Origin of the sequence: Janibacter sp. Y6 (genome assembly GCF_040900765.1) — a bacterium.
In the GTDB taxonomy this organism is placed as follows: domain Bacteria; phylum Actinomycetota; class Actinomycetes; order Actinomycetales; family Dermatophilaceae; genus Marihabitans; species Marihabitans melonis.
The window spans coordinates 334,603-354,268 of record NZ_JAKLYZ010000002.1 but is presented as its reverse complement, the minus strand read 5'-3'; the positions used below and the strand labels follow the sequence as shown (position 1 = coordinate 354,268).

20 protein-coding genes are annotated in these 19,666 nt (G+C 72.1%); 11 read left to right on the top strand and 9 right to left on the bottom strand.

Features of this window, described 5'->3' with window-relative positions:
• The first annotated feature begins 11 nt into the window (after positions 1-11).
• Genes L6241_RS06630 through L6241_RS06615 form a run of 4 tightly spaced genes read left to right on the top strand, consistent with a single transcriptional unit; the run spans position 12 to position 4,441 of the window.
• Positions 12-992, top strand: a complete 981-nt coding sequence (locus L6241_RS06630) for a sugar ABC transporter substrate-binding protein (RefSeq protein WP_198150281.1) — start codon at positions 12-14, stop codon at positions 990-992.
• A gap of 1 nt (position 993) precedes the next feature.
• Positions 994-2,061: an ABC transporter permease gene (locus L6241_RS06625; RefSeq protein ID WP_068270704.1), complete on the top strand. Its 1,068-nt coding sequence runs from the start codon at positions 994-996 to the stop codon at positions 2,059-2,061.
• Complete coding sequence (locus tag L6241_RS06620; protein WP_368245464.1) at positions 2,058-2,945, top strand: ATP-binding cassette domain-containing protein; 888 nt, start codon at positions 2,058-2,060, stop codon at positions 2,943-2,945. The genes L6241_RS06625 and L6241_RS06620 overlap by 4 nt, the downstream gene beginning before the upstream one ends.
• Entirely contained in the window at positions 2,942-4,441 is a 1,500-nt protein-coding gene (locus tag L6241_RS06615) for a CoA-acylating methylmalonate-semialdehyde dehydrogenase (protein ID WP_368245463.1), read from the top strand. Before L6241_RS06620 ends, L6241_RS06615 begins: the two co-directional genes overlap by 4 nt.
• Positions 4,442-4,578: 137 nt before the next feature.
• On the opposite strand, the gene L6241_RS06610 is transcribed toward L6241_RS06615, so the two are convergent.
• From L6241_RS06610 to L6241_RS06600, 3 genes are all read right to left on the bottom strand, one after another.
• A complete protein-coding gene (locus L6241_RS06610; RefSeq protein WP_368245462.1) occupies positions 4,579-5,799 on the bottom strand; it encodes an NAD(P)/FAD-dependent oxidoreductase in 1,221 nt (406 codons plus the stop codon).
• Between the two features lie 50 nt (positions 5,800-5,849).
• The gene (locus tag L6241_RS06605; RefSeq protein ID WP_368245461.1) at positions 5,850-6,875 is read right to left on the bottom strand and encodes a Gfo/Idh/MocA family oxidoreductase; all 1,026 of its coding nucleotides are present in this window, start codon (positions 6,873-6,875) and stop codon (positions 5,850-5,852) included.
• A 164-nt stretch (positions 6,876-7,039) separates the two neighbouring features.
• Complete coding sequence (locus tag L6241_RS06600) at positions 7,040-8,224, bottom strand: phytanoyl-CoA dioxygenase family protein (protein ID WP_368245460.1); 1,185 nt, start codon at positions 8,222-8,224, stop codon at positions 7,040-7,042.
• Between the two features lie 196 nt (positions 8,225-8,420).
• Here L6241_RS06600 and L6241_RS06595 point away from each other — a divergent pair, with 196 nt between their 5' ends.
• Positions 8,421-8,654, top strand: coding sequence for a hypothetical protein (locus L6241_RS06595; RefSeq protein ID WP_123093464.1), 234 nt, complete (start codon positions 8,421-8,423; stop codon positions 8,652-8,654).
• A gap of 47 nt (positions 8,655-8,701) precedes the next feature.
• On the opposite strand, the gene L6241_RS06590 is transcribed toward L6241_RS06595, so the two are convergent.
• Positions 8,702-10,453 (bottom strand): alkaline phosphatase D family protein, encoded by a 1,752-nt coding sequence (locus L6241_RS06590; RefSeq protein WP_368245459.1) that lies wholly within the window; start codon positions 10,451-10,453, stop codon positions 8,702-8,704.
• A 108-nt stretch (positions 10,454-10,561) separates the two neighbouring features.
• On the opposite strand from L6241_RS06590, the gene L6241_RS06585 reads away from it, so the two are divergent.
• Together L6241_RS06585 and dnaB are read left to right on the top strand one after the other, a co-directional pair.
• Complete coding sequence (locus tag L6241_RS06585) at positions 10,562-10,837, top strand: DUF2277 domain-containing protein (protein WP_368245458.1); 276 nt, start codon at positions 10,562-10,564, stop codon at positions 10,835-10,837.
• Between the two features lie 282 nt (positions 10,838-11,119).
• Positions 11,120-12,535 (top strand): replicative DNA helicase, encoded by a 1,416-nt coding sequence (gene dnaB / locus L6241_RS06580; RefSeq protein ID WP_224766855.1) that lies wholly within the window; start codon positions 11,120-11,122, stop codon positions 12,533-12,535.
• Between the two features lie 711 nt (positions 12,536-13,246).
• Here the strand turns inward: dnaB and L6241_RS06575 are convergent.
• Positions 13,247-14,188: a GlxA family transcriptional regulator gene (locus L6241_RS06575; RefSeq protein ID WP_368245457.1), complete on the bottom strand. Its 942-nt coding sequence runs from the start codon at positions 14,186-14,188 to the stop codon at positions 13,247-13,249.
• A 106-nt stretch (positions 14,189-14,294) separates the two neighbouring features.
• Here L6241_RS06575 and L6241_RS06570 point away from each other — a divergent pair, with 106 nt between their 5' ends.
• Together L6241_RS06570 and L6241_RS06565 are read left to right on the top strand one after the other, a co-directional pair.
• On the top strand, positions 14,295-14,606 hold the full coding sequence (locus L6241_RS06570) for a putative quinol monooxygenase (RefSeq protein WP_007929439.1): 312 nt from the start codon (positions 14,295-14,297) through the stop codon (positions 14,604-14,606).
• Between the two features lie 207 nt (positions 14,607-14,813).
• The gene (locus tag L6241_RS06565) at positions 14,814-15,614 is read left to right on the top strand and encodes a serine hydrolase domain-containing protein (protein WP_368245456.1); all 801 of its coding nucleotides are present in this window, start codon (positions 14,814-14,816) and stop codon (positions 15,612-15,614) included.
• Between the two features lie 11 nt (positions 15,615-15,625).
• On the opposite strand, the gene L6241_RS06560 is transcribed toward L6241_RS06565, so the two are convergent.
• From L6241_RS06560 to L6241_RS06550, 3 genes are read right to left on the bottom strand one after another with little or no spacing between them, the layout of a single operon-like run.
• Positions 15,626-16,336: a 4a-hydroxytetrahydrobiopterin dehydratase gene (locus tag L6241_RS06560; protein ID WP_368245455.1), complete on the bottom strand. Its 711-nt coding sequence runs from the start codon at positions 16,334-16,336 to the stop codon at positions 15,626-15,628.
• A gap of 45 nt (positions 16,337-16,381) precedes the next feature.
• Complete coding sequence (locus L6241_RS06555; RefSeq protein WP_368245454.1) at positions 16,382-17,095, bottom strand: transporter substrate-binding domain-containing protein; 714 nt, start codon at positions 17,093-17,095, stop codon at positions 16,382-16,384.
• Positions 17,092-17,670, bottom strand: coding sequence for a TetR/AcrR family transcriptional regulator (locus L6241_RS06550; protein ID WP_368245453.1), 579 nt, complete (start codon positions 17,668-17,670; stop codon positions 17,092-17,094). Before L6241_RS06550 ends, L6241_RS06555 begins: the two co-directional genes overlap by 4 nt.
• 68 nt (positions 17,671-17,738) lie before the next feature.
• Between L6241_RS06550 and L6241_RS06545 the strand changes: the two genes are divergently transcribed.
• Positions 17,739-18,410 carry a CPBP family intramembrane glutamic endopeptidase gene (locus tag L6241_RS06545; RefSeq protein ID WP_368245452.1) on the top strand — a complete coding sequence of 224 codons (672 nt, stop codon included), beginning with the start codon at positions 17,739-17,741 and terminating at the stop codon, positions 18,408-18,410.
• 16 nt (positions 18,411-18,426) lie between these two features.
• On the opposite strand, the gene L6241_RS06540 is transcribed toward L6241_RS06545, so the two are convergent.
• On the bottom strand, positions 18,427-18,888 hold the full coding sequence (locus L6241_RS06540; RefSeq protein ID WP_368245451.1) for a GNAT family N-acetyltransferase: 462 nt from the start codon (positions 18,886-18,888) through the stop codon (positions 18,427-18,429).
• A gap of 86 nt (positions 18,889-18,974) precedes the next feature.
• Here L6241_RS06540 and L6241_RS06535 point away from each other — a divergent pair, with 86 nt between their 5' ends.
• On the top strand, positions 18,975-19,664 hold the full coding sequence (locus tag L6241_RS06535) for an alpha/beta fold hydrolase (RefSeq protein ID WP_368245450.1): 690 nt from the start codon (positions 18,975-18,977) through the stop codon (positions 19,662-19,664).
• Positions 19,665-19,666 lie beyond the last annotated feature (2 nt).

Here is a 19,666-nt window from a genome sequence, read left to right as displayed (position 1 = left end):
GAGAGACAACGATGTCCCGACCTCGCCGCACCACCCTCGTCGCCGGCGCCGCCGTGCTCGCCCTCGGCCTCGCCGCCTGCTCCTCCAGCGGGGGCAAGCAGGAGAGCGACGACAGCAGCGGGGCTGCCGGCAACGCCGGCACCCCGACGATGACCGTCGCCCTCATCACCCACTCCGGTCCCGGCGACACCTTCTGGGACCAGGTCCGCGCCGGCGCCGAGGACGCCGCGAAGAAGGACAACGTCAAGCTCGAGTACAGCGCCGACCCCGAGGGATCGGCCCAGGCCAACCTCGTCCAGCAGGCGATCGACAAGAAGGTCGACGCCATCGCGGTCACCCTCGCCAAGCCCGAGGCGATGAAGTCGACGGTCGAGGCCGCGACCGAGGCCGGCATCCCCGTCGTCGCCCTCAACGGCGGCATGGACGACTGGAAGCAGATGGGCGCGCTGTCCTTCTTCGGCCAGGACGACGAGCTCGCCGGCGAGGCCGCCGGGACCCGGCTCAAGGACGAGGGCGCCGGCAAGACCCTGTGCGTCATCCACGAGCAGGGCAACGTCGGTCTCGAGGCCCGCTGCGACGGCGTCGCCAAGACCTTCGGCGACTCCGAGAAGATCTACGTCACCGGCACCGACACGGCGAACGTCCAGTCGACGATCACCGCGAAGCTGCAGCAGGACTCCTCGATCACCAACGTCCTCACCCTCGGCGCCCCCTTCGCCCTCATCGCCGACAAGTCGGTCGACGAGGCCGGGAGCAAGGCGACGATCTCCACCTTCGACCTCAACGACGACGCCCTCAAGGCGATCAAGGAGGGGACGATCACCTGGGCCGTCGACCAGCAGCCCTACGTCCAGGGCTACATGGCCGTCGACTCGCTGTGGCTCAAGGTGCAGCAGGGTGCCGAGGTCGGTGGCGGCCAGCCCGTCTACACCGGTCCCGCCTTCATCGACAAGGACAACGTCGACGCGCTGCTGAAGTCCGAGGGCGAGTAAGATGAGCGCACCCGTCACCGACCAGCAGGCGGGCGGCAGCACGAGCGCCGCTGCCGTCGACGACCGCGTCGCGGCGAAGGGGGGCCTCGGCCTGCTCTTCTCACGGCCCGAGATCGGGGCGCTCGTCGGGGCCGTCGCCATCGCGGTGATCTTCATCGCGGTGGCGCCGGGCTTCCGGTCGATCGGCAACACCGGGACGATCCTGTACGGGGCTGCCGCCATCGGCGTCATGGCCGTCGGGGTCTCGCTGCTCATGGTCGGTGGCGAGTTCGACCTCTCCACCGGTGTCGCCGCGATCTCCTCGGGGATCTGCGCGTCCCTCACGGCGTGGAACTTCGGGCTCAACGTGTGGATCGGGGTCCTCGCGGCCCTCGTCTTCTCGTTGCTCGTCGGCGCCTTCAACGGGTGGCTGCTCACCAAGACCGGGCTGCCGAGCTTCCTGGTCACCCTCGGCACCTTCTTCGTGCTCCAGGGCGCGAACCTCGCCGTGACACGTCTCGTCGGCGGCTCGGTCGCGACCCCGCGGATCTCGGACATGGCCGGCTTCGAGTCGGCCCGCTCGGTCTTCGCGTGGAGCGTGCAGATCGGACCGGTGACGATCAAGGCGCTCGTCGCGTACTGGGCCGTCCTCGTCGTCATCGGTGCGCTCGTGCTCACCCGGACGCGGGTCGGCAACTGGATCTACGCGGCCGGCGGCGACGCCGACGCGGCACGGGCCGTCGGCGTGCCGGTGACCCGGGTGAAGATCGGTCTCTTCATGGCGGTCGGCTTCTGCGCCTGGGTCCTCGGGATGCACCTGCTCTTCGAGTACTCGGTCATGCAGTCCGGCGAGGGCGTGGGGCAGGAGTTCATCTACATCATCGCGGCGGTCGTCGGCGGGTGCCTGCTCACCGGCGGGTACGGCTCGGTCGTCGGCGCCGCGCTCGGCGCCCTCATCTACGGCATGACCCAGGCCGGCATCAGCTACGCCGGGTGGAACGTCGACTGGCTCAAGACCTTCCTCGGCGTGATGCTCCTCCTGGCCACCCTCCTCAACGTCTACGTCAAGAAGAAGGCGGACGCACGATGAGCACTGCAACCGAGCCCACCGCAGCTGCGACCCCCGGGAGCCGCGAGCCCCTCGTCGCGATGGCCGACGTGGGCAAGTCCTACGGCAACGTCCACGCGCTGCGCGGGGTCTCGCTCGAGGTCTACCCCGGCGAGGTGACGTGCGTGCTCGGTGACAACGGCGCCGGCAAGTCCACGCTCATCAAGATCATGGCCGGTCTGCACGAGCACAGCGAGGGGACCTTCTCGGTCAACGGCATCTCGCGCAACCTCGCCTCGCCGCGGGCCGCGCAGCAGCTCGGGATCGCGACGGTCTACCAGGACCTCGCGCTCGCGCCGCTCATGTCGGTGTGGCGGAACTTCTTCATGGGCAACGAGATCCGCCGCGGGCTCTTCCTCGACAGCGCGACGATGCGTCGCATCGCCGACGAGGAGCTGCAGAAGATGGGCATCCACATCGGTGACCTCGACCGCCCGGTCGGCGGGCTCTCCGGTGGTCAGAAGCAGTGCATCGCCATCGCGCGGGCCATCTACTTCGGGGCCAAGGTCATCATCCTCGACGAGCCGACGGCGGCGCTCGGCGTCCGCCAGTCCGGTGTCGTGCTCAAGTACATCGCCAAGGCCCGCGACGCCGGCCTCGGCGTCGTCTTCATCACCCACAACCCGCACCACGCCTACCTCGTGGGCAACCACTTCGCCGTCCTCAAGCTCGGCCGGGTCGTCCTCGACGCGCACCGCGACGAGATCACCCTCGACGAGCTGACGGCGGAGATGGCCGGCGGGCAGGAGCTCGCCGAGCTGCAGCACGAGCTGCGCGACGTCGACCCCGACGCGACCGTCGCGCCCGACCGCCCCGAGACCGCACCTGCCACACCAGCACGAAGCACCGATGAGAGGCGTCCATGAGCACCCCCACCCGCATCACCCACCTCGTCTCCGGATCCCCGTGGGAGGGGACCGCCGAGCGCACGAGCGAGGTCTACGACCCGGCGACCGGTGAGGTCACCGGCGCGCTCGACCTCGCCTCGGCCGATCTCGTCGGCGAGGTCGTCGAGGGCGCGCACGCCGCGTGGCTGGAGTGGCGCGACACCTCGCTGACCCGCCGCGCGCAGGTCCTCTTCCGCTTCCGCGAGCTGCTCAACGAGGACAAGGAGCGCATCGCCGCGCTCATCACCGCCGAGCACGGCAAGGTCCTCTCCGACGCCCTCGGCGAGGTCGTGCGCGGTCTCGAGGTCGCCGAGTACGCGTGCGGCATCCCCAACCTGCTGCGCGGGGGCTTCTCCGAGAACGCCTCGACCGCGGTCGACGTGTACTCGATGCGTCAGCCGCTCGGCGTCGCGGCGATCATCTCGCCCTTCAACTTCCCCGCGATGGTGCCGCTGTGGTTCGTCCCCATCGCCATCGCGTGTGGCAACGCCGTGGTGCTCAAGCCGAGCGAGAAGGACCCGTCGGCGGCCAACGCCGTCGCCGAGCTGTGGCAGCGCGCCGGTCTGCCGGACGGCGTGATGAACGTCGTCCACGGCGACAAGGAGGCCGTCGACGCGCTGCTCACCCATGACAAGGTGCGCTCGGTCTCCTTCGTCGGCTCGACCCCGATCGCGCGGTACGTCTACGAGACGGGGACCGCCGCCGGCAAGCGCGTCCAGGCGCTCGGCGGCGCGAAGAACCACATGCTCGTCCTGCCCGACGCCGATCTCGACCTCGCCGCGGACGCCGCGATCAACGCCGGCTTCGGCTCGGCCGGTGAGCGCTGCATGGCGATCTCCGCGCTCGTCGTCGTCGAGCCGGTCGCCGACGAGCTCGTGAGCAAGATCGTCGACCGCATGGGCAAGCTGCGCACCGGCGACGGGCGCCGCGGCTGCGACATGGGCCCGCTCGTCACCGCCGCCCACCGCGACAAGGTCGCGTCGTACGTCGACGCCGGTGCCCAGGCCGGCGCGAAGGTCGTCGTCGACGGGCGCGACGGGGACTTCGACGCCGACGGAGACGGCTTCTTCGTCGCCCCGACACTCATCGACGAGGTGCGTCCGGGGATGAGCGTCTACGACGACGAGATCTTCGGTCCGGTGCTCTCGGTCGTCCGCGTCGCCAGCTACGACGAGGGCCTCGAGCTCATCAACGCCAACCCCTACGGCAACGGCACGGCGATCTTCACCAACGACGGCGGTGCCGCCCGGCGCTTCCAGCACGAGGTCGAGGTCGGCATGGTCGGCATCAACGTGCCGATCCCCGTCCCGGTGTCGTACTACTCCTTCGGCGGGTGGAAGAACAGCCTCTTCGGCGACACCCACGCCCACGGCATGGAGGGCGTGCACTTCTTCACCCGCGGCAAGGTCGTCACGCAGCGCTGGCTCGACCCGAGCCACGGCGGCATCAACCTCGGCTTCCCCCAGACCGACTGACCCGCGCTCTCGTCGGCGAAGGGGGGCGAGGCGCGAGCGCCCGCCCCCCTCGCTGGTCGAGGCGCGAGCGCGGCGGCATGGCTGGTCGAGGTGCGAGCGTCAGCGAGCCTCGGGACAACGTCCCTCGACGGACCGGCTCAGGACAAGAGGCTGCGGAGCTGCACGGCGGGGTCGGCGAGCTGGTCGGGGTCGGGGCGGACGCCTCCGGCGACGAGGCGCTCCGCCATGCGGACGTCCTTGGCCACGGCGGCCCGTCCGGCACCGGCGGCGCACACGAGCGCTCCGTCGTCGTCGAGCCCGAGGTGCACGACGGTGCCGTCGGGCCGGGGGCGCTCGACCCACCGCCTGGCCGCCGCCGCCATGCCCGAGACCTGCAGGCTGAGGTCGTACTGGTCGGACCAGAACCACGGGACGGCGGTGATCGAGGCGTCCTCGCCGCGCACCGACGCCGCGGCGACGGCCGCCTGGTCGTGCGCCATCCGCCACGACTCGAGCCGCTGACGCCGCCCGAGCACCGCGACCGGCCCGGCGCAGCAGTCACCCGCGGCCCAGACGCCCGGGGCGCTCGTGCGCATCGCCGCGTCGACGACCACCCCGTCGTCGACCTCGATGCCGGCTGCTCGGGCGAGCCCGGTCTCCGGCACGGAGCCCACCGCCTGGAGCACGACGTCGGGGGAGACGACGCTGCCGTCGGAGAGCTCGACGTGCCACCCGCTGCTCCCGGCGACTGCGGACGCGACGGTCGTGCCCAGGCGCAGGTCCACCCCTTCTGCCTCGTGACGCTCGACGAGCACCCGCGCGACGGGCTCGGGGACCGCGCGCCCGAGGGCGCGCTCAGCGGCCTCGACGACCGTGACCCGCGTGCCGCGCGTGCGAGCGCTCGCGGCCACCTCGAGCCCGACGAGCCCCGCGCCGACGACGAGCAGGTGGGCGCCCGGCCGCAGGGCGTCGCGCAGCAGGAGGGCGTCATCGAACGTCCGCAACGTGAGCGCGGCAGCCGGCAGCCCGGGCAGGCGGCGCGGCTGCGAGCCCGTCGCGAGCACGAGCCGGTCGAAGCCCAGGCGCGTGCCGTCGTCGAGCTCGACCGTGCGCCCCTCAAGGTCGAGCGAGGTCGCCGCGCGTCCGGCGACGACCTCGAGCCCCTCGACGTCGAGCCGCCCGTCGCGGTACGGCTCGACCGGCCGCGGGTCGTCGTCGACGAGGACGGACTTCGACAGCGGCGGTCGCTCGTAGGGCGGTCGCGCCTCGCGCCCGACGAGGACCACCCGGGCGTCGAGGTCGCTCGTCGCGAGGTCGTGGGCGACGCGGGCGCCGCACTCGCCGGCGCCGACGACGACGACGCGGGGCTGAGAGGTCATGCCTCGATCCAACGCCTCGCGCCGGTCGGAGGCAAACCTCGCATCACGGCTCAGACGAGCGCCCGGTCCTGCACCTCGGCGATGGTGACCGGACGACCCTCGATCGCGGAGAGCGACGCGGCCTCGGCGGCCCAGGCGGTGCCCATCGCGTCGTCGACGGTGCACGGCGAGGCGATCTCGCCCGCCGCCACCCTGCAGAAGGTCGCGAGCTCGACGCGGAAGGCCTCGGCGAGACGGTCCATGAAGAAGGTGTGCGGGGGGCCGGCCGGCCAGGCGACGCCCGGCTGCGTCGGACGAAGGGGGAGGCCGTCGTCGAGCCCGGCGGCGACCGCGTCGGAGACGCCGTGCACCTCGAGACGCACGTCGTAGCCGCGGGCGTTGGTCCGGGTGTTCGACACGACGCCGATCGCCCCGTCGCTCATCGTGAGCAGCGTCGAGACGCTCGTGTGGTCGCCGTGGTCGCGGTACATCTCCGCGGCCGCGTCGGGGTCGGTCGCCCCGACCCCGTAGACGGAGACGACCTCCTGCCCGGTCACCCAGCGCACCGCGTCGAAGTCGTGGACGGCGCAGTCGCGGAAGATGCCCCCGGACACGGCGAGGTAGGCCGCGGGCGGCGGGGCCGGGTCGAGCGTCGTCGAGCGCACGGTGTGCACCCGGCCCAGCGAGCCGTCCCGCACGGCGTCCCGGGCGGCGACGAAGGCGGGGTCGAAGCGGCGGGGGTAGCCGATCTGCACCGGTGCGCCGGCCTGGGCGGCGAGCTCCTGCATGCGCACGGCCTCGCCGATCGTGCCGGCGACCGGCTTCTCGCAGAAGGTCGTCACACCCCGGGCGAGGGCGGCCTCGAGCAGCTCGGCGTGGACGTTCGTCGCCGCGGCGATGACGACGCCGTCGACGCCGGCGTCGAGCAGGGCCTGGGGGGAGTCGACGGCGCGAGCCTTCGAGTTGCGCCCGGTGACGGCGTCGGCGGCTGCACGCACCGGGTCGGTGACGACGACCTCCTCGACGACGTCGAGGGCGGCGAGGGTGTCGGCGTGGACGGCGCCGATGCGCCCCAGCCCGATGAGTCCGATACGCATGTGTCGTGTGCTCCTGCGAGGGTCTGGTCCAGGTCGGGGCGCGACGGCACGGCCCCGTACGTGATGTCCGTATGTCAGGACAAATGGACTGTAGCGGAGGTGAGGCGGGGAGGGAAGGCCGGGTCGCCCCCTTCGCTCACCCGGGACGAAGGGCGAGCCGCACCTCACGACGTGCGGCGGCGCTCCTCGTGCTCGGCCAGGCGACGGCCGAGCTCGGCCGGTGCGGCGCGCTCGGCGAGAGCGGCACGCACGACCTCAGCCTGGGTGGCCGGTGACATGCCGTCGACGGGCGGGTCGCGGTCGAGGTTGGTCGGGAAGGCGTAGCCCTCGGCGCTCGCCGCGACCGCGTGGTGGAGCAGCCGCTCGTCGTGACCACCCGCGCCCGCCTCGAGGAGGGCCGGGTAGACCGCCTCGACGACCCGCCGGCGATCGGTGGACTCCATCGCCCGGCCGAAGGCCGAGGAGATCTGCAGCAGGTTCGCCATCCGCCGGGTGCTCCGGGTGCTGTTGCTCCCCGCGGCGTGGAAGAGGCCGGGGTTGAAGAAGACGGCGTCGCCCAGGCGAAGGGGCAGCTGTACGTGGTGCGCGGCGAAGTGCTCCTGGAAGTCGGGCAGCCAGTAGGCGAGGAAGCCGTGCGGGTACTTCTGCGAGTGCGGCAGGTAGAGCGTCGGGCCGGACTCGACGGGCATGTCGCCGTGGGCGACCGCGCCCTGGAGGGTGAGCTGCGGCGAGAGCGCGTGCACGTGCGCCGGGTAGGCGGCCGAGACCTCCGGCGAGGTGAAGCCGAGGTGGTAGTCGCGGTGCACGGTCTGGCCCGCCCCGCCCGGACCGACGACGTTGACCTGGCTCGTCACCTGGTAGACCTGGCCGAGCCAGGCCCGGGCGGCGAGGGCGATCACGGGCGAGGAGTAGTAGTCGACGAAGGCGTGCGGGTCCGCGACGGCGAGCTTCTCCAGCGCCCCCCACACCCGGTCGTTGGCCCCCGGCGCGGCGAAGTGGTCACCGGCCGTCCGTCCCTCGGCGCGCTGCTGGGTGATGAGCTCCTCGAAGCGCACGGTGACCCGGTCGACGACCTCGGCGTCGAGAGCGCCCTCGACGACGACGATGCCCGGCCCGTGCAGCCAGGCGTGCGCGAGCTCGCCCTCGAGCGCCAGACGCTCTTCGCGGCGGCCCGCGTCGGCGTCGAGGACGGTGCTCGCCGCGTAGACGAGGACCCCCTGCTCGACGCGCTCGGCGTGCGGGTACGCGCCGACGTCGGTGCGCTCGCGCTCGAGCAGCCCGACGAGGTCGGCCACGCGGCAGTCCTCGGTGCGCAGGTGGGGGGTGGCGGACCCGGCGATGTCGGTCATGGCCCCACGATGCCGTGCGACGGCACGTGGCGCGCTCGCATGCGCCAGGTGGCGTCGAGCGCCCCCGCCCGAGTCCGTCACGCCGGGGACGGGGAGTGCTCCCCCCTCTCCCAGCAGGCGGGAGGAGGCGGGCGCCGGTAGCGTCGCTCGAGACCGGTCCGGACGGGCCGGGCGCAGACGCGAGGGAGCGGTCGAGATGGGCAGGTCACGGGCGGCGACGCACGAGACGCCGTACAGCCAGGTCATCATCAGCAGCGTCCTCGCCGGGGCGGTGGCGCTCGTCGTCTCGATCGTCACCCTCGTCGGGCGCGGCGAGACGATGGTCGACGCCATGGCCACGGGGATGGCCGCCGGGGCCGGTGCCGTCGCGATCAGCGCCGTGCTGCTCCTCGCGATGTACCAGCTGCTCTCCTACGTCCGCCAGCGCTGACCTGACCCGAGCCGGTCCGACCGGTGGGCGGCGAGCCCGCCTCCGGATCAGGTCGCGGCCACCTCGCGGCGCGGCTGAGAGGGTGCGGTCGCGGGCGGGTCCACCGTGATGTCGGCGACCTCGACGAGCGAGGGCAGGTCGTGGTGGCCGTCGACGACCTCGCCCCGGGCCCACCACATGCGCAGCCCACGCCCCTGGACCTCGAGCGTCGCGAGGTTGTTGTCGAACCACGGGCCCTCGACGTAGCCCCAGCGCAGCGGTGCCGGGGGCACCCCGATCGCCAGCGACGCGGCCCGGCCGATGGGTGCGGCCACCCGCCGGGAGAGGAAGGCGGTGCCGACCCGGACGCCGCGCGGGAGGGGGTTGCGGATCGGCGAGCAGACGGCCTGCAGGAGGCGGCTGCGCAGAGCGGGGGCACCCTCGCGCTCCCGGGCACGGGTCGAGAAGGCCTCGGCGACGTAGCTGTGGTGGACGTCGCCGGACAGGAAGGTCACCGTGCCCGGCGCCTCGCCGCGCTGACCCGCGGCGACCTCGATGACCATGTCGGACACCCGGCGGAAGCCCTCCTGGAAGGCCGCCCAGTGCTCCATGTCGACGGCCCGGCGCAGCCGCTCGCCGACCCGGCCGGCCCGCCGGCCCCACCGGCCCGAGGCCAGGGCCTCGTTGAAGGCCTCGAGGTGGTGCAGCCCGGAGGCGAGGAAGAAGGGCAGCGTGGTGCCGATGAGCAGGTGGTCGACATCGCCCCGCAGCCGCTCGTCGAGCCAGGCCAGCTCGCCGTCGTCGACGATCGAGCGCCGCTCGGGCTGCAGGACGCGCGCCGCGCGCGAGTCGACGACGACGAGGCGGGCCTGCGTGCCGAAGGTGCGCGAGTAGCTGTACCGGTAGGCCGTCGGGTCGCCCTGGACGCGCTCGGAGAGGGCGTCCAGGACGGCCGTGAGGTCGAGCTCGTCCGGTCCGTCGTGCCGCACGACGTGCTGCCACACCGGGTCGTCGTCACGCTCCTCGCGACCGAGGTTGCCGAGGTGCTGGTAGACCCAGTACGACGTGAGCCCGGAGACGATCCGCTCGTGCCACCACGACGTCGCCTGCATGTCGCGCAGCCACGACAACGAGGTGTTCCAGTCGTCGCGCACGTCGTGGTCGTCGAAGATCATCGCGCTCGGCAGGGTCGACAGCAGCCACCGCGTCGCCGGGTCGCTCCACGCGAGCCGGTAGAGGTGGGCGTACTCCTCGTAGTCCTTGAGCTCGGTGCCCGGCGGCTCGTCGAGCGAGCGGCGAGAGGCGATGAACTCGCGCATCTGCGGCGAGGTCTCGTCGGCGTAGACCTGGTCGCCGAGGAAGAGCACGAGGTCCGGCCAGCGGATCTCGCCCTCCTCGGGGTCGTCGGCGGAGCGGGCGACCCCGGCCATCCGCAGCCCGTAGGCGCGCAGCGCGTCGATGCCGTGGGTGGAGTTGCCCTCCTCGTCGTGCGGCACGCTCGTGCGGCACGAGCCGAAGGCCATGCGCAGCGGCGTCTCGGGGTCGATCGTCGGCAGGACGGGGGCGGGGTAGGGCGAGTCGGCCAGCGGCCACACGACGGTGTCGTCGAGGCTGAGCTCGTAGGGCGTCGGCTCGCCGACCGGCAGTCCGTCGACCACGACGAGGGCGTAGTGGTGGCCGTGGACGGCGAAGGTGGGGACGCTCGCCTCGACGTCGCCGGCCCGGACGGTGACGTGGGTGTGCACGTCGGTCTCGACCCAGACGGCGACGGAGGTCGCCTCGGCGCAGCGGACGAGCGGGCCGAGCACGAGTTCAGGCATGGCCTCACTCTGGCACGGCGGGTGGTCCCCCTTCGTCCCCGCGTCCGACCTGTCGAGGGTGACGGCGAAGGGGTGGCCGCGTGCCGCCGCCCGGAGGACGATGGGGGCATGTGCCGAAACATCCGACAGCTGCACAACTTCGAGCCCCCGGCCACGTCCGAGGAGGTGCGGTCCGCGGCGCTGCAGTACGTGCGCAAGATCAGCGGCGCGAGCAAGCCGTCGCGGGCCAACGAGGAGGCCTTCGCCCAAGCCGTGCAGGAGGTGGCCGTCGCCACCCAGCACCTGCTCGACCACCTGACGACGAGCGCGGCCCCGAAGGACCGCGAGGTCGAGGCGGCCAAGGCCCGGGAGCGGGCTCGCACGCGGTACGCGGCCACCGGCTGAGCCCTTCGGCGGGCGGTGCGGTCCACGGCGGGTGTGGATCGTCGCCGCGGACGCCCGACTTTGTGCTGTGCACATGGTGTGGGTGACGCGCGGCCCGCTCCTGCGGGGGATGTCAGGCTTCGTCGAGGGTCGACGGATCTCGTCCTCCACAGCGTTGTCCACCGCCTGTGCACAACGTCGTGGCGTGTCCTCCACAGCCCGTCCCCAGGTCGGTCCACAGGCGCATTAGGGGGTTGTCCCCGGCCGGTGCGACAGTGGGCAGATCATGGATGGAGGACGCAGTTGAGCAGTGACCTGGAGTCGATGTTCGCCTCGATGCCCGACGCCGAGCTGTCCTCCGGGGCGCCCGGCGGGGGCCAGCGGGCGGCTGGGTTCCTCGACCGCACCCCGCCGCAGGACCTCGTCGCCGAGCAGTCCGTCATCGGCGGCATGCTGCTCAGCAAGGACGCCATCGCCGACGTCATCGAGACGGTGCGCAGCCCCGACTTCTACAAGCCGGCGCACGAGTCGATCTACGACGCGATCATCGACCTCTACAGCCGCGGCGAGCCGGCCGACGCGATCACCGTCGCCGACGAGCTGAGCAAGCGCGGCGACCTCCAGCGCGTCGGCGGCCAGGCCTACATCCACGACCTCATCCAGTCGGTGCCGACGGCGGCGAACGCCGGCTTCTACGCCCAGATCGTCGCCGAGCGGGCCGTGCTGCGCCGCCTCGTCGACGCGGGCACCCGCATCGCGCAGATGGGCTACGCCCAGGGCGGCGGCGACGTCGAGGAGATCGTCAACGCCGCGCAGGCTGAGGTGTACGGCGTCGCGGAGAAGCGCGGTGGCGAGGACTACGTGCCGCTGTGGAACACGCTCAACGAGACGATGGCCGAGATCGAGGTCGCGGCCGGTCGCACCGACGAGCTCATCGGCGTGCCGACCGGCTTCACCGAGCTCGACGAGCTCACCCACGGCCTCCACCCCGGACAGATGATCGTCCTCGCGGCCCGACCGGCCGTCGGCAAGTCGACGATGGGCATGGACATCGCCCGGGCCGCCGCGATCCACCACAAGATGGCCACCGCCGTCTTCTCGCTCGAGATGAGCCGCACCGAGATCACCATGCGCATCCTCTCGGCCGAGGCGGCGATCCAGCTGCAGTCGCTGCGCCGTGGTCGCCTGCGCGACGAGGAGTGGGCCAAGCTCAGCCGCGTCATGGGCAAGATCAGCGACAGCCCGCTCTACATCGACGACAGCCCCAACCTCGCGCTCATGGAGATCCGGGCCAAGGCGCGTCGGATGAAGCAGCAGCACAACCTGCGGCTCATCGTCATCGACTACCTCCAGCTGATGACGAGCGGCAAGAAGGTCGAGTCGCGCCAGCAGGAGGTCTCGGAGTTCTCCCGAGCGCTCAAGCTGCTCGCCAAGGAGCTCGAGGTCCCGGTCATCGCGATCAGCCAGCTCAACCGTGGCCCGGAGCAGCGCACCGACAAGCGTCCCGCGATGAGCGACCTGCGTGAGTCCGGCTCGATCGAGCAGGACGCCGACCTCGTCATCCTCCTGCACCGCGACCGCGACCCCAGCTCCGAGCGCGAGGGCGAGGCCGACGTCATCGTCGCCAAGCACCGCAACGGCCCCACCGCCGACATCGTCCTGGGCTTCCAGGGCCACTACGCCCGCTTCTCCAACCTCGAGAAGGACTCGGGCTTCTAGCCCGGTGTCGAGAAGCGCCCTGAATTAGAGCAAGTCGACTTCTATCGAAGATGCGAGGATCCGGGGGCACTAGGACGCCAGACTTCTGGTGCTCGGACGCCGCGCGGGCAGGGGCTACTGCCGATCGCGCCTCCCTCGGTCTGCTTGCGGTACTGAAGCTCGAGTGGGGGGAGCGCCTGGCTGGCCGTAGTTGGGCGGCTGTTAGTCACCGCTGGGTGCGGCTGGGTCGTCGTCGACTTGGCGGTCTGTCGCGTTCACGGCTTGAGATTCGTCGCTCGGCCGACCCTCATCGAAATGGCGTTCAACTGGGGTTTCGGGGCTCTTCCCAGATGAGGGTGTAGGTCGGCCGGGCGCGTCGGTCCGCAGATAGACGTCGAGATCTCCCGACGATGGAGGTTCCTACGCCATCCATCCGAAAGACCTCGACGTGACCGACGCTACCCCGCCGGCCGGCTTCGGCCGCCCTGACCTGACCGCCTTCGCGTCTTATCCCAATCGGCTCTGATCGGGTCTGCTGATCCTCTCGACGAGAACGCAGCGACATCACAGCCACCCAACCCCGACCGTCCGGGAAGCCGGGACACGTCACATGGCCTGTGCGGCGGGCGTGTCGAGTGGGTCGTCCAGGGGCGACGCAGGAGCGTCGACGCGACGTGCTGAGAGGTGGTTCCAGTCGAGCACTAGCACACCGGCTACAGGCATGGCGATAGGTCAGGAACGGCGTCGCTCCCTACGCAGGAGGGAGCGCAGAGTCTCGGCGTTCGCGTAGCCGACTCGTAGCGCGATCTCGGCGGAGGTGAGGTCCGTGGTTGCTGAGAGGTGCCGAGCTCGTTCGATGCGAAGCCGTTGGACGAAGCCGAGCGGAGTGAGGTTGAGCGCCGCACGGACTCGTCGTTCGAGGGTGCGCCGGCTGGTGCCAAGTGACTGCGCGACGAAGGCGACGTTGAACGGTTCGTCCAGGCGGGCGCGCACGAAGCGTTCGAACTCGACGACGATCGGGTCCTCGTGCCGGAGATGTTCGTAGGCGACGAAGGCCGCCTGCGACGGGCGCTCGTCGATGATGAGGAGCTTGGCGACATGTTGGGCCAGGTCGGGGCTGATCGATCGCACGAGTGAGAGGGCGAGGTCGATGTGGGCGAACGCGGCGCCGGCGGTGACGAGGTTCCCGTCGGCCACGACCATGGTGTCGAGATCGAGGGCGACGGTCGGATAGCGCTTCAGGAACTCCGGCCCCAGGAACCAGCTGGTCGTCGCCCGCCGATGATGCATCCGTCCGGTCTCGGCGACAGCGAACACGCCGGTGCACGCCGCGGCGATCCGGGTGGTCGCCTCGTCGAGGCGCCCGAGCGAGGCGATGACCGAACGAGCATCTCGGCTCTGGAGGGCGTCGTTAGTAGCGGCGGCCGTAAGGGTTCCAAGCGCAGGGACGACGACCACGTCGAACTCTCCGGACTCCGACAGCGGGTGGTCCACCGACAGGGTCATCGATGCCGTCGTGGTCACTCGCCGTTTCGGTCCGAGGATGGCGAGTTCGATCGGGTCGATCCGCGGGTCGACATCGCCGCGGGCTCCGTTGGCCACCCGCACGATGTCGATGATCGACGCGATAGCCGAACCGAAGCAGCCGTCGATCGCGATCAGTCCGATACGCATGACGTAAACAATAGCAATACTGCCGTATACGCCACTCCCCACCGGCCCTCGCTCGTCATACGCTGAACTCGTCCCACGAAGAACCCCGATTCATGGAGAGTCCCTCATGTCCACACCCGCATCACTTCCGTATGCCTTCGTCGCCAAGATCGTCGCGGCCGATGGACAGCACGACGCGCTCGCCGATCTGCTCGCTGGCGCTGTCGCACTCGCCAACGAAGAAGTAGGAACGATTGTCTGGTTCGCGGTCAGGACCGACGCCGACACCTTCTGGATCTTCGACGCATTCCCCGACGAGGCCGCTCGCGACGCCCACGCCAACGGCGACATCGTCGCAGCCCTGATGGCCAACCAGCACCTCCTCGGCGCAGCACCCGAGATCCTGGCGGCCGACGTCCTCGCGTCCAAGCTCCCTTAGTCCGCCAACGCACGGGACGATCGCGCCCCGCCGAGCCGTCGCCAGGTCGCGACGCAACGCCATGCTGCGTTGCCGAGCGGTGCGAGGCCTATCGGCACACGGACAGGATGCCGGCCGCGAGCGCTCAGCCGGCGAGGGGTCCGTCGCAGAGGAGCCGGCGAGGGGTCCGTCGCAGAGGAGAGCGAGGAGGGCTTCGGGGCGCACGCCGTGCACGTGCTCGTCGGCGAGGACTCGGCGGTGCACCACTGGTCACCGGACGTGCGTCGAGACATCCACTCCGTCGCGAAGGGCGTGTGCGTCCTCGCCGCGGGGATGGCCGACGACGAGGGGGTCTTCGAGGTCGACGCCCCGGTGCGCCGCTACCTCCCCGAGCTCGGCGACGACGAGCTCGGCGCGGGGGTCGAGTCCGTCACGACCCGCCACCTGCTGAGCATGACGAGCGGCATCGACCTGCCGTGGACCCCCACGTGGATGACCGACTGGCCCGACCTCGCCCACGAGTACCTGTCGCGCCCGTCAGCGGGCCGGGTCTTCCAGTACTCGACCGCGAGCACGTACACGGCGATGCGGGCGCTCGCCGCGGCCGTCGGCGACGTGCAGGCCTGGCTGACCCCACGGCTCTTCGAGCCGCTCGGCATCGAGAACCCGGCGTGGGTGCGCTGCCCGAAGGGGGCGATCGCTGCGGCCGACGGCTTGCTGCTCACCGTCGACGAGCTCGCCCGTATCAGCCGGCTGATCCGCGACGACGGGCGGTGGCAGGGTCGCGGGCTCGTCGCGCCGCGGTGGCCGCGGGCGATGCGCTCCGACTGGGTCGAGCGCGACGCCTCGCCGGCGTACTCGCGCTACTCGCTCGCCGGGTGGGGCGGCCCGGGCGACGCGTGGCGCCTGCACGGCGCCTACGGCCAGATGCTCATCTTCCGCGGTGACGCGGTCGTCACGGTGACGGCGGACGACCACGCCGGAGCCGACCCCTTCGCCGAGCGCGTCGTCGAGGTGCTCTCCGCCTGACCGGCGGCGGGTCAGCCCAGGCGAGCGGCGGACGTGTCCGCGACGACGACGCCGCGGTTGCCCTCCTGGTCGGCGATGACGGTCAGGCCGGGCGACTGGCTGTCGTCGACGACCGTGCCGCCGGCGGCCACCGCGGCGTCGACCCGGGCCTGCACCACCTCGGGGGCGACATAGACCTCGACGTGGACGCGCTGCGCGGGGGTTCCCCCTTCGTCGAGGTCGCCGAACCACAGGTTGGGCACCCGCACGGTCGCGTCGCGGATCTCGTCGCCGGGGGTGCCACGGCCCTGCGCACCGGGGTCGCCGGTGAGCAGGGCGGCCCACACCGGGGCGACGACGTCGGAGGCGGCGACGTCGAGACCGAGCTCGACCTCGCTCACCGCGCTCGGGTCGGCCCGCAGGCCCTGCTCGGCGGCCAGGCGCTCGATCTCGCGGGCCAGGTCGACGTCCTGCTGCGTCACCCACTCGACGACGAGCTCGCTGCCGTCGTCCTCGTCGCGGTAGACCGCATCCGTCGTGACGAGCTCGAGGTCGATGTGACCGTCACCGATCCGGACTCGGGGGTGGTGGCCCGCGGCGTCGCCGGCCTCGGCGATCGTGGTGACGAGCCTCGCGGCGGCAGCGAAGTCCGGCACGAGGTACCGGGCGTGCAGCCCCTGCGCGAGCTTGCGCCAGTCGGTGAGTGCGGCCTCGGCGATCTGCTCGCCCCTGAGCATGTCCATGCCCGCGAACCTAGACCCGCCGCGCCGTCGGCGCAGCGTGATGCGTCAGGCGGGCGGCGCGACGGTGAGGTCCCCGCGCCCGGACCGCTCGAGCGCCTCGGCGACGAAGCCGCCGGCCTTGAGCTCCTCGACGACCCCGCTCAGCCAGGCGACGGTCTCGGGGCGACGCCCCTTCGTCGTGCCGACCGCCTGCTGGATCTGCATGAAGCGCTCGGGCACCAGACGCGTCTGCGGGTGCGCCTCGACGAAGGCGGTCATCGGCTGGCGGATGCCGGCGGCGACGTCGAGGCCCTCGTCGACGAAGGCCTGCACGCCGTCCTCGCCGCGCACGAGCGTCGCGTGCTCGATCGTGCGGGTGAGGTAGAGGTCGTAGGCGGAGCCCTGCTTGACCCCGATGCGCACCCCGGGCCGGTCGACGTCCACGGGGGTTGTGACGGGGGAGTCGACGGGGACGGCGAAGACCCCTTCGATGACGACGTAGGGCGCGGTGAAGGCGACCTCGTCCGCCCGGGCGGGCTCGACGGCCATGAAGCAGATGTCGGCAGCGTCGCTCGTCAGCGCCTCGAAGGACTTGCGGGCGGCGTCGAAGCAGACCAGCTCGACGGGCAGGTCGAGACGCGCGCCGATCTCGCGGGCGATGTCGACGGTGACCCCGCACGGATCGGTCGGCGTGCCCTGCGCGAGCACCGAGTTGCCGAGATTGATCGAGGCGCGCAGGACGCCGGTCGGTGCGAGGTCGCTGGCCACGTCGGAGGTCATGGCGCGAGCGTAGCCAGGGTCAGCCGGGCCATCTCGTGCAGCGTGCGACCGAGCGCGCGCGCGTCGACCTCGCTCGTCGCGACGAGCGACTCGTAGCCCGCGACGAGCAGCTCGACGCGGCGCACCTGCTCCTCGAGGGCGACGGCGGTGCCGGCCCGCCCGGCCGCCCGCTCGGTCATGAGCGCGGCGACGAGACGTGCCCGGCGCCCGGTCTCCTCCGCCTCGAGCACCTCCGCCAGCCCGGGGACGTCCGCCAGGGTCGACACCTCGCGCACGAAGGCGCGCACGACCGGGTCGGCGGCCTCGGCGACGACCTCGTCGAGGAACGCTCGCAGGTCCGGTGCGGCGGGCTGGTCCTCGCCCCGGTCGAGCAGGGCGAGCAGGAGGTCGGCCTTCGTCGGGAAGTAGTGGAAGAAGGTGCCGCTCGACACCCCCGCCCGCCGGCAGATCTCGCGGGTCGTGGCGTGCCGGTAGCCCCGGTCGCCGATCGTCGTCAGGCCAGCCCGCAGGATCGCCTCGCGCATCACCCCGGGCGCGCCTCGGGCAGTGCGAGGGGTGGGTCGGTCGGAGGTCACGAGACCCATACTAGAGCAAATATTGTGATCTGCTCTAGTGTGGACTGCCGAGGACGAAGGGGGACGACGTGACCACCAGCCGTGCCGACCGGGCCACCCGCCCGGTGGTCTCCCTGCCCGTGCTCGCGTGCGGGCTGCTCCTGGCCTACCTGCCCACCTACCTGCCGGCCCTCGCCCGTCTCGTCGGTCTCGAGGTCCCCCTGCCCGGCCCCTCGCGGGTGCTCGTGTGGAACTGGCTAGCGGTCGCCGCCCTGCTGCTCTACGTCGCGCGGGTCGAGCGCCTCGACCTCACCTCCCTTCGCCTGACGCGGCCGACCGAGCAGGACCTGTCGTGGGCGGGCTACCTCGGCGGCGCCGCCCTCGCGTGGCAGTGGGTCGCGTCGCTCCTGCTGCCCGCAGATCAGGCCGCGAGCGCCGAGGGCGAGCTCGTGCGGCTCGCCGTCGGGCTCTCGCTGGCCCTCGTCGTCACCGTGGCGATCACCGAGGAGGTGCTGTGGCGCGGCTACGTCGTCGAGCGGCTCGGCGCGCGGGTCGACCCGCGCCTGGCGGCGGCGGTCGGTCTCGCGGTCTTCGCCCTCCCGCACGTCGTCCACTTCGGCCCGACGTGGCTCGTCACGGGCCTGCCCGGCGCCGCCGTCCTATACGCCCTCCTGCTGTGGCGGCGCACGCTGTGGGCGTGCGTCCTGTGCCACGCGGTCCTCGACATCCCGGTCGTCGTGCTCGCCGTCGCGCAGGCCTGAGACCAGGCGAAGGGGGTCAGCGCAGGGTGGTCTTCATGAAGACGCTGTGCGGGTCCTCGACGTAGGAGGCGAAGGGGGCGCACTCGACGAACCCGGCCCGGCGGTAGAGCGCTCGGGCCGGCGCGAAGAAGTCGGCGCTGCCCGTCTCGAGCGAGACCCGCCCGACCCCGCGCTCCCGCGCGTCGTCGAGCGCGTGCCCGAGGAGGAGGCGGCCGATCCCCGAGCCGCGGCGGTGCGGGGCGGTGCGCATGCTCTTCAGCTCGTCGTGCCCGAGGGCGAGCTCGGCGAGGGCGATCGTGCCGACGACGCCGCCGCCGTCGTGCGCGACCCACATGCGCACCCCGGGTCCACGCAGCCCGTCGACGTCGAGGGCGTGCCGGCTCTCGGGCGGCGCGGTCGGGGCGAGGTCGTCGAGGTGCTCCTGGAGGAAGGTGAGCAGGCGGACGTCGTCGAGGTCCGCGCGGGTGATGACGGGCACGGGACCATCCAACACGGGCGGGCGGTCCGACCCGAGGTCGACCTGGACCGACGGGCAGAGGCCACCACCCGTCGTAGGGTCGCGAGATGGCGCACAGGAGCGCGTACCGCGTCGGCGAGGTCGAGATCTCCGTGGTGAGCCGGGGAGAGCCCGGCGACCTCCCTTCGCTCGTCCTGCTGCCCGGCACCGGGTTCACGGCGCAGGACTGGGGCGTCGTCGCCGACGACCTCGCCGGTGACCGGGTCGTCCACGCGGTCGACCTGCGCGGCCACGGTCGCAGCAGCTGGCCCGGCCGCTACTCGGTCGACCTCATGGCGCAGGACGTGCGCCGGCTCCTGCCCGCTCTCGGTGCGCCCGTCGACCTCGTCGGGCACTCGCTCGGGGGCCTCGTCGCCTGCCGGGTCGCTGCCGGCGACCCCGCCCTCGTGCGCCGGCTCGTCCTCGAGGACGTCGGTCTGCTGCGACCCCGCGAGCCGGCGACCCCGCAGCGCCCGGAGGGTGTGCTGGACTTCGACTGGCGGGTCGTCGAGCAGGTCCGCCCCGAGATCGACTCGCCCGCCGCGCACTGGCCGGCCACGGTCGCGGCGATCACCGCGCCGACTCTCGTCGTCGCGGGCGGCGCGGCGAGCTTCGTCCCCCAGGACAGCATCACCGATCTCGTCGAGCTGCTGCCCGACGGCCGGGTCGTGACGATCGACGCCGGTCACGAGGTCCACGCCGCCCGGCCCGCCGACTTCGTGAGCACGCTCCGCGCCTTCCTCGCGGGTCTCGCCTGACC

What these genes read in the sequence shown, in the direction of transcription:
- L6241_RS06630 (WP_198150281.1), top strand. Translation starts at nt 12, where the DNA reads ATGTCCCGACCTCGCCGCACCACCCTCGTCGCCGGCGCCGCCGTGCTC.
- L6241_RS06625 (WP_068270704.1), top strand. Translation starts at nt 994, where the DNA reads ATGAGCGCACCCGTCACCGACCAGCAGGCGGGCGGCAGCACGAGCGCC.
- L6241_RS06620 (WP_368245464.1), top strand. Translation starts at nt 2,058, where the DNA reads ATGAGCACTGCAACCGAGCCCACCGCAGCTGCGACCCCCGGGAGCCGC.
- L6241_RS06615 (WP_368245463.1), top strand. Translation starts at nt 2,942, where the DNA reads ATGAGCACCCCCACCCGCATCACCCACCTCGTCTCCGGATCCCCGTGG.
- L6241_RS06610 (WP_368245462.1), bottom strand. Translation starts at nt 5,799, where the DNA reads ATGACCTCTCAGCCCCGCGTCGTCGTCGTCGGCGCCGGCGAGTGCGGC.
- L6241_RS06605 (WP_368245461.1), bottom strand. Translation starts at nt 6,875, where the DNA reads ATGCGTATCGGACTCATCGGGCTGGGGCGCATCGGCGCCGTCCACGCC.
- L6241_RS06600 (WP_368245460.1), bottom strand. Translation starts at nt 8,224, where the DNA reads ATGACCGACATCGCCGGGTCCGCCACCCCCCACCTGCGCACCGAGGAC.
- L6241_RS06595 (WP_123093464.1), top strand. Translation starts at nt 8,421, where the DNA reads ATGGGCAGGTCACGGGCGGCGACGCACGAGACGCCGTACAGCCAGGTC.
- L6241_RS06590 (WP_368245459.1), bottom strand. Translation starts at nt 10,453, where the DNA reads ATGCCTGAACTCGTGCTCGGCCCGCTCGTCCGCTGCGCCGAGGCGACC.
- L6241_RS06585 (WP_368245458.1), top strand. Translation starts at nt 10,562, where the DNA reads ATGTGCCGAAACATCCGACAGCTGCACAACTTCGAGCCCCCGGCCACG.
- L6241_RS06575 (WP_368245457.1), bottom strand. Translation starts at nt 14,188, where the DNA reads ATGCGTATCGGACTGATCGCGATCGACGGCTGCTTCGGTTCGGCTATC.
- L6241_RS06570 (WP_007929439.1), top strand. Translation starts at nt 14,295, where the DNA reads ATGTCCACACCCGCATCACTTCCGTATGCCTTCGTCGCCAAGATCGTC.
- L6241_RS06560 (WP_368245455.1), bottom strand. Translation starts at nt 16,336, where the DNA reads ATGGACATGCTCAGGGGCGAGCAGATCGCCGAGGCCGCACTCACCGAC.
- L6241_RS06555 (WP_368245454.1), bottom strand. Translation starts at nt 17,095, where the DNA reads ATGACCTCCGACGTGGCCAGCGACCTCGCACCGACCGGCGTCCTGCGC.
- L6241_RS06535 (WP_368245450.1), top strand. Translation starts at nt 18,975, where the DNA reads ATGGCGCACAGGAGCGCGTACCGCGTCGGCGAGGTCGAGATCTCCGTG.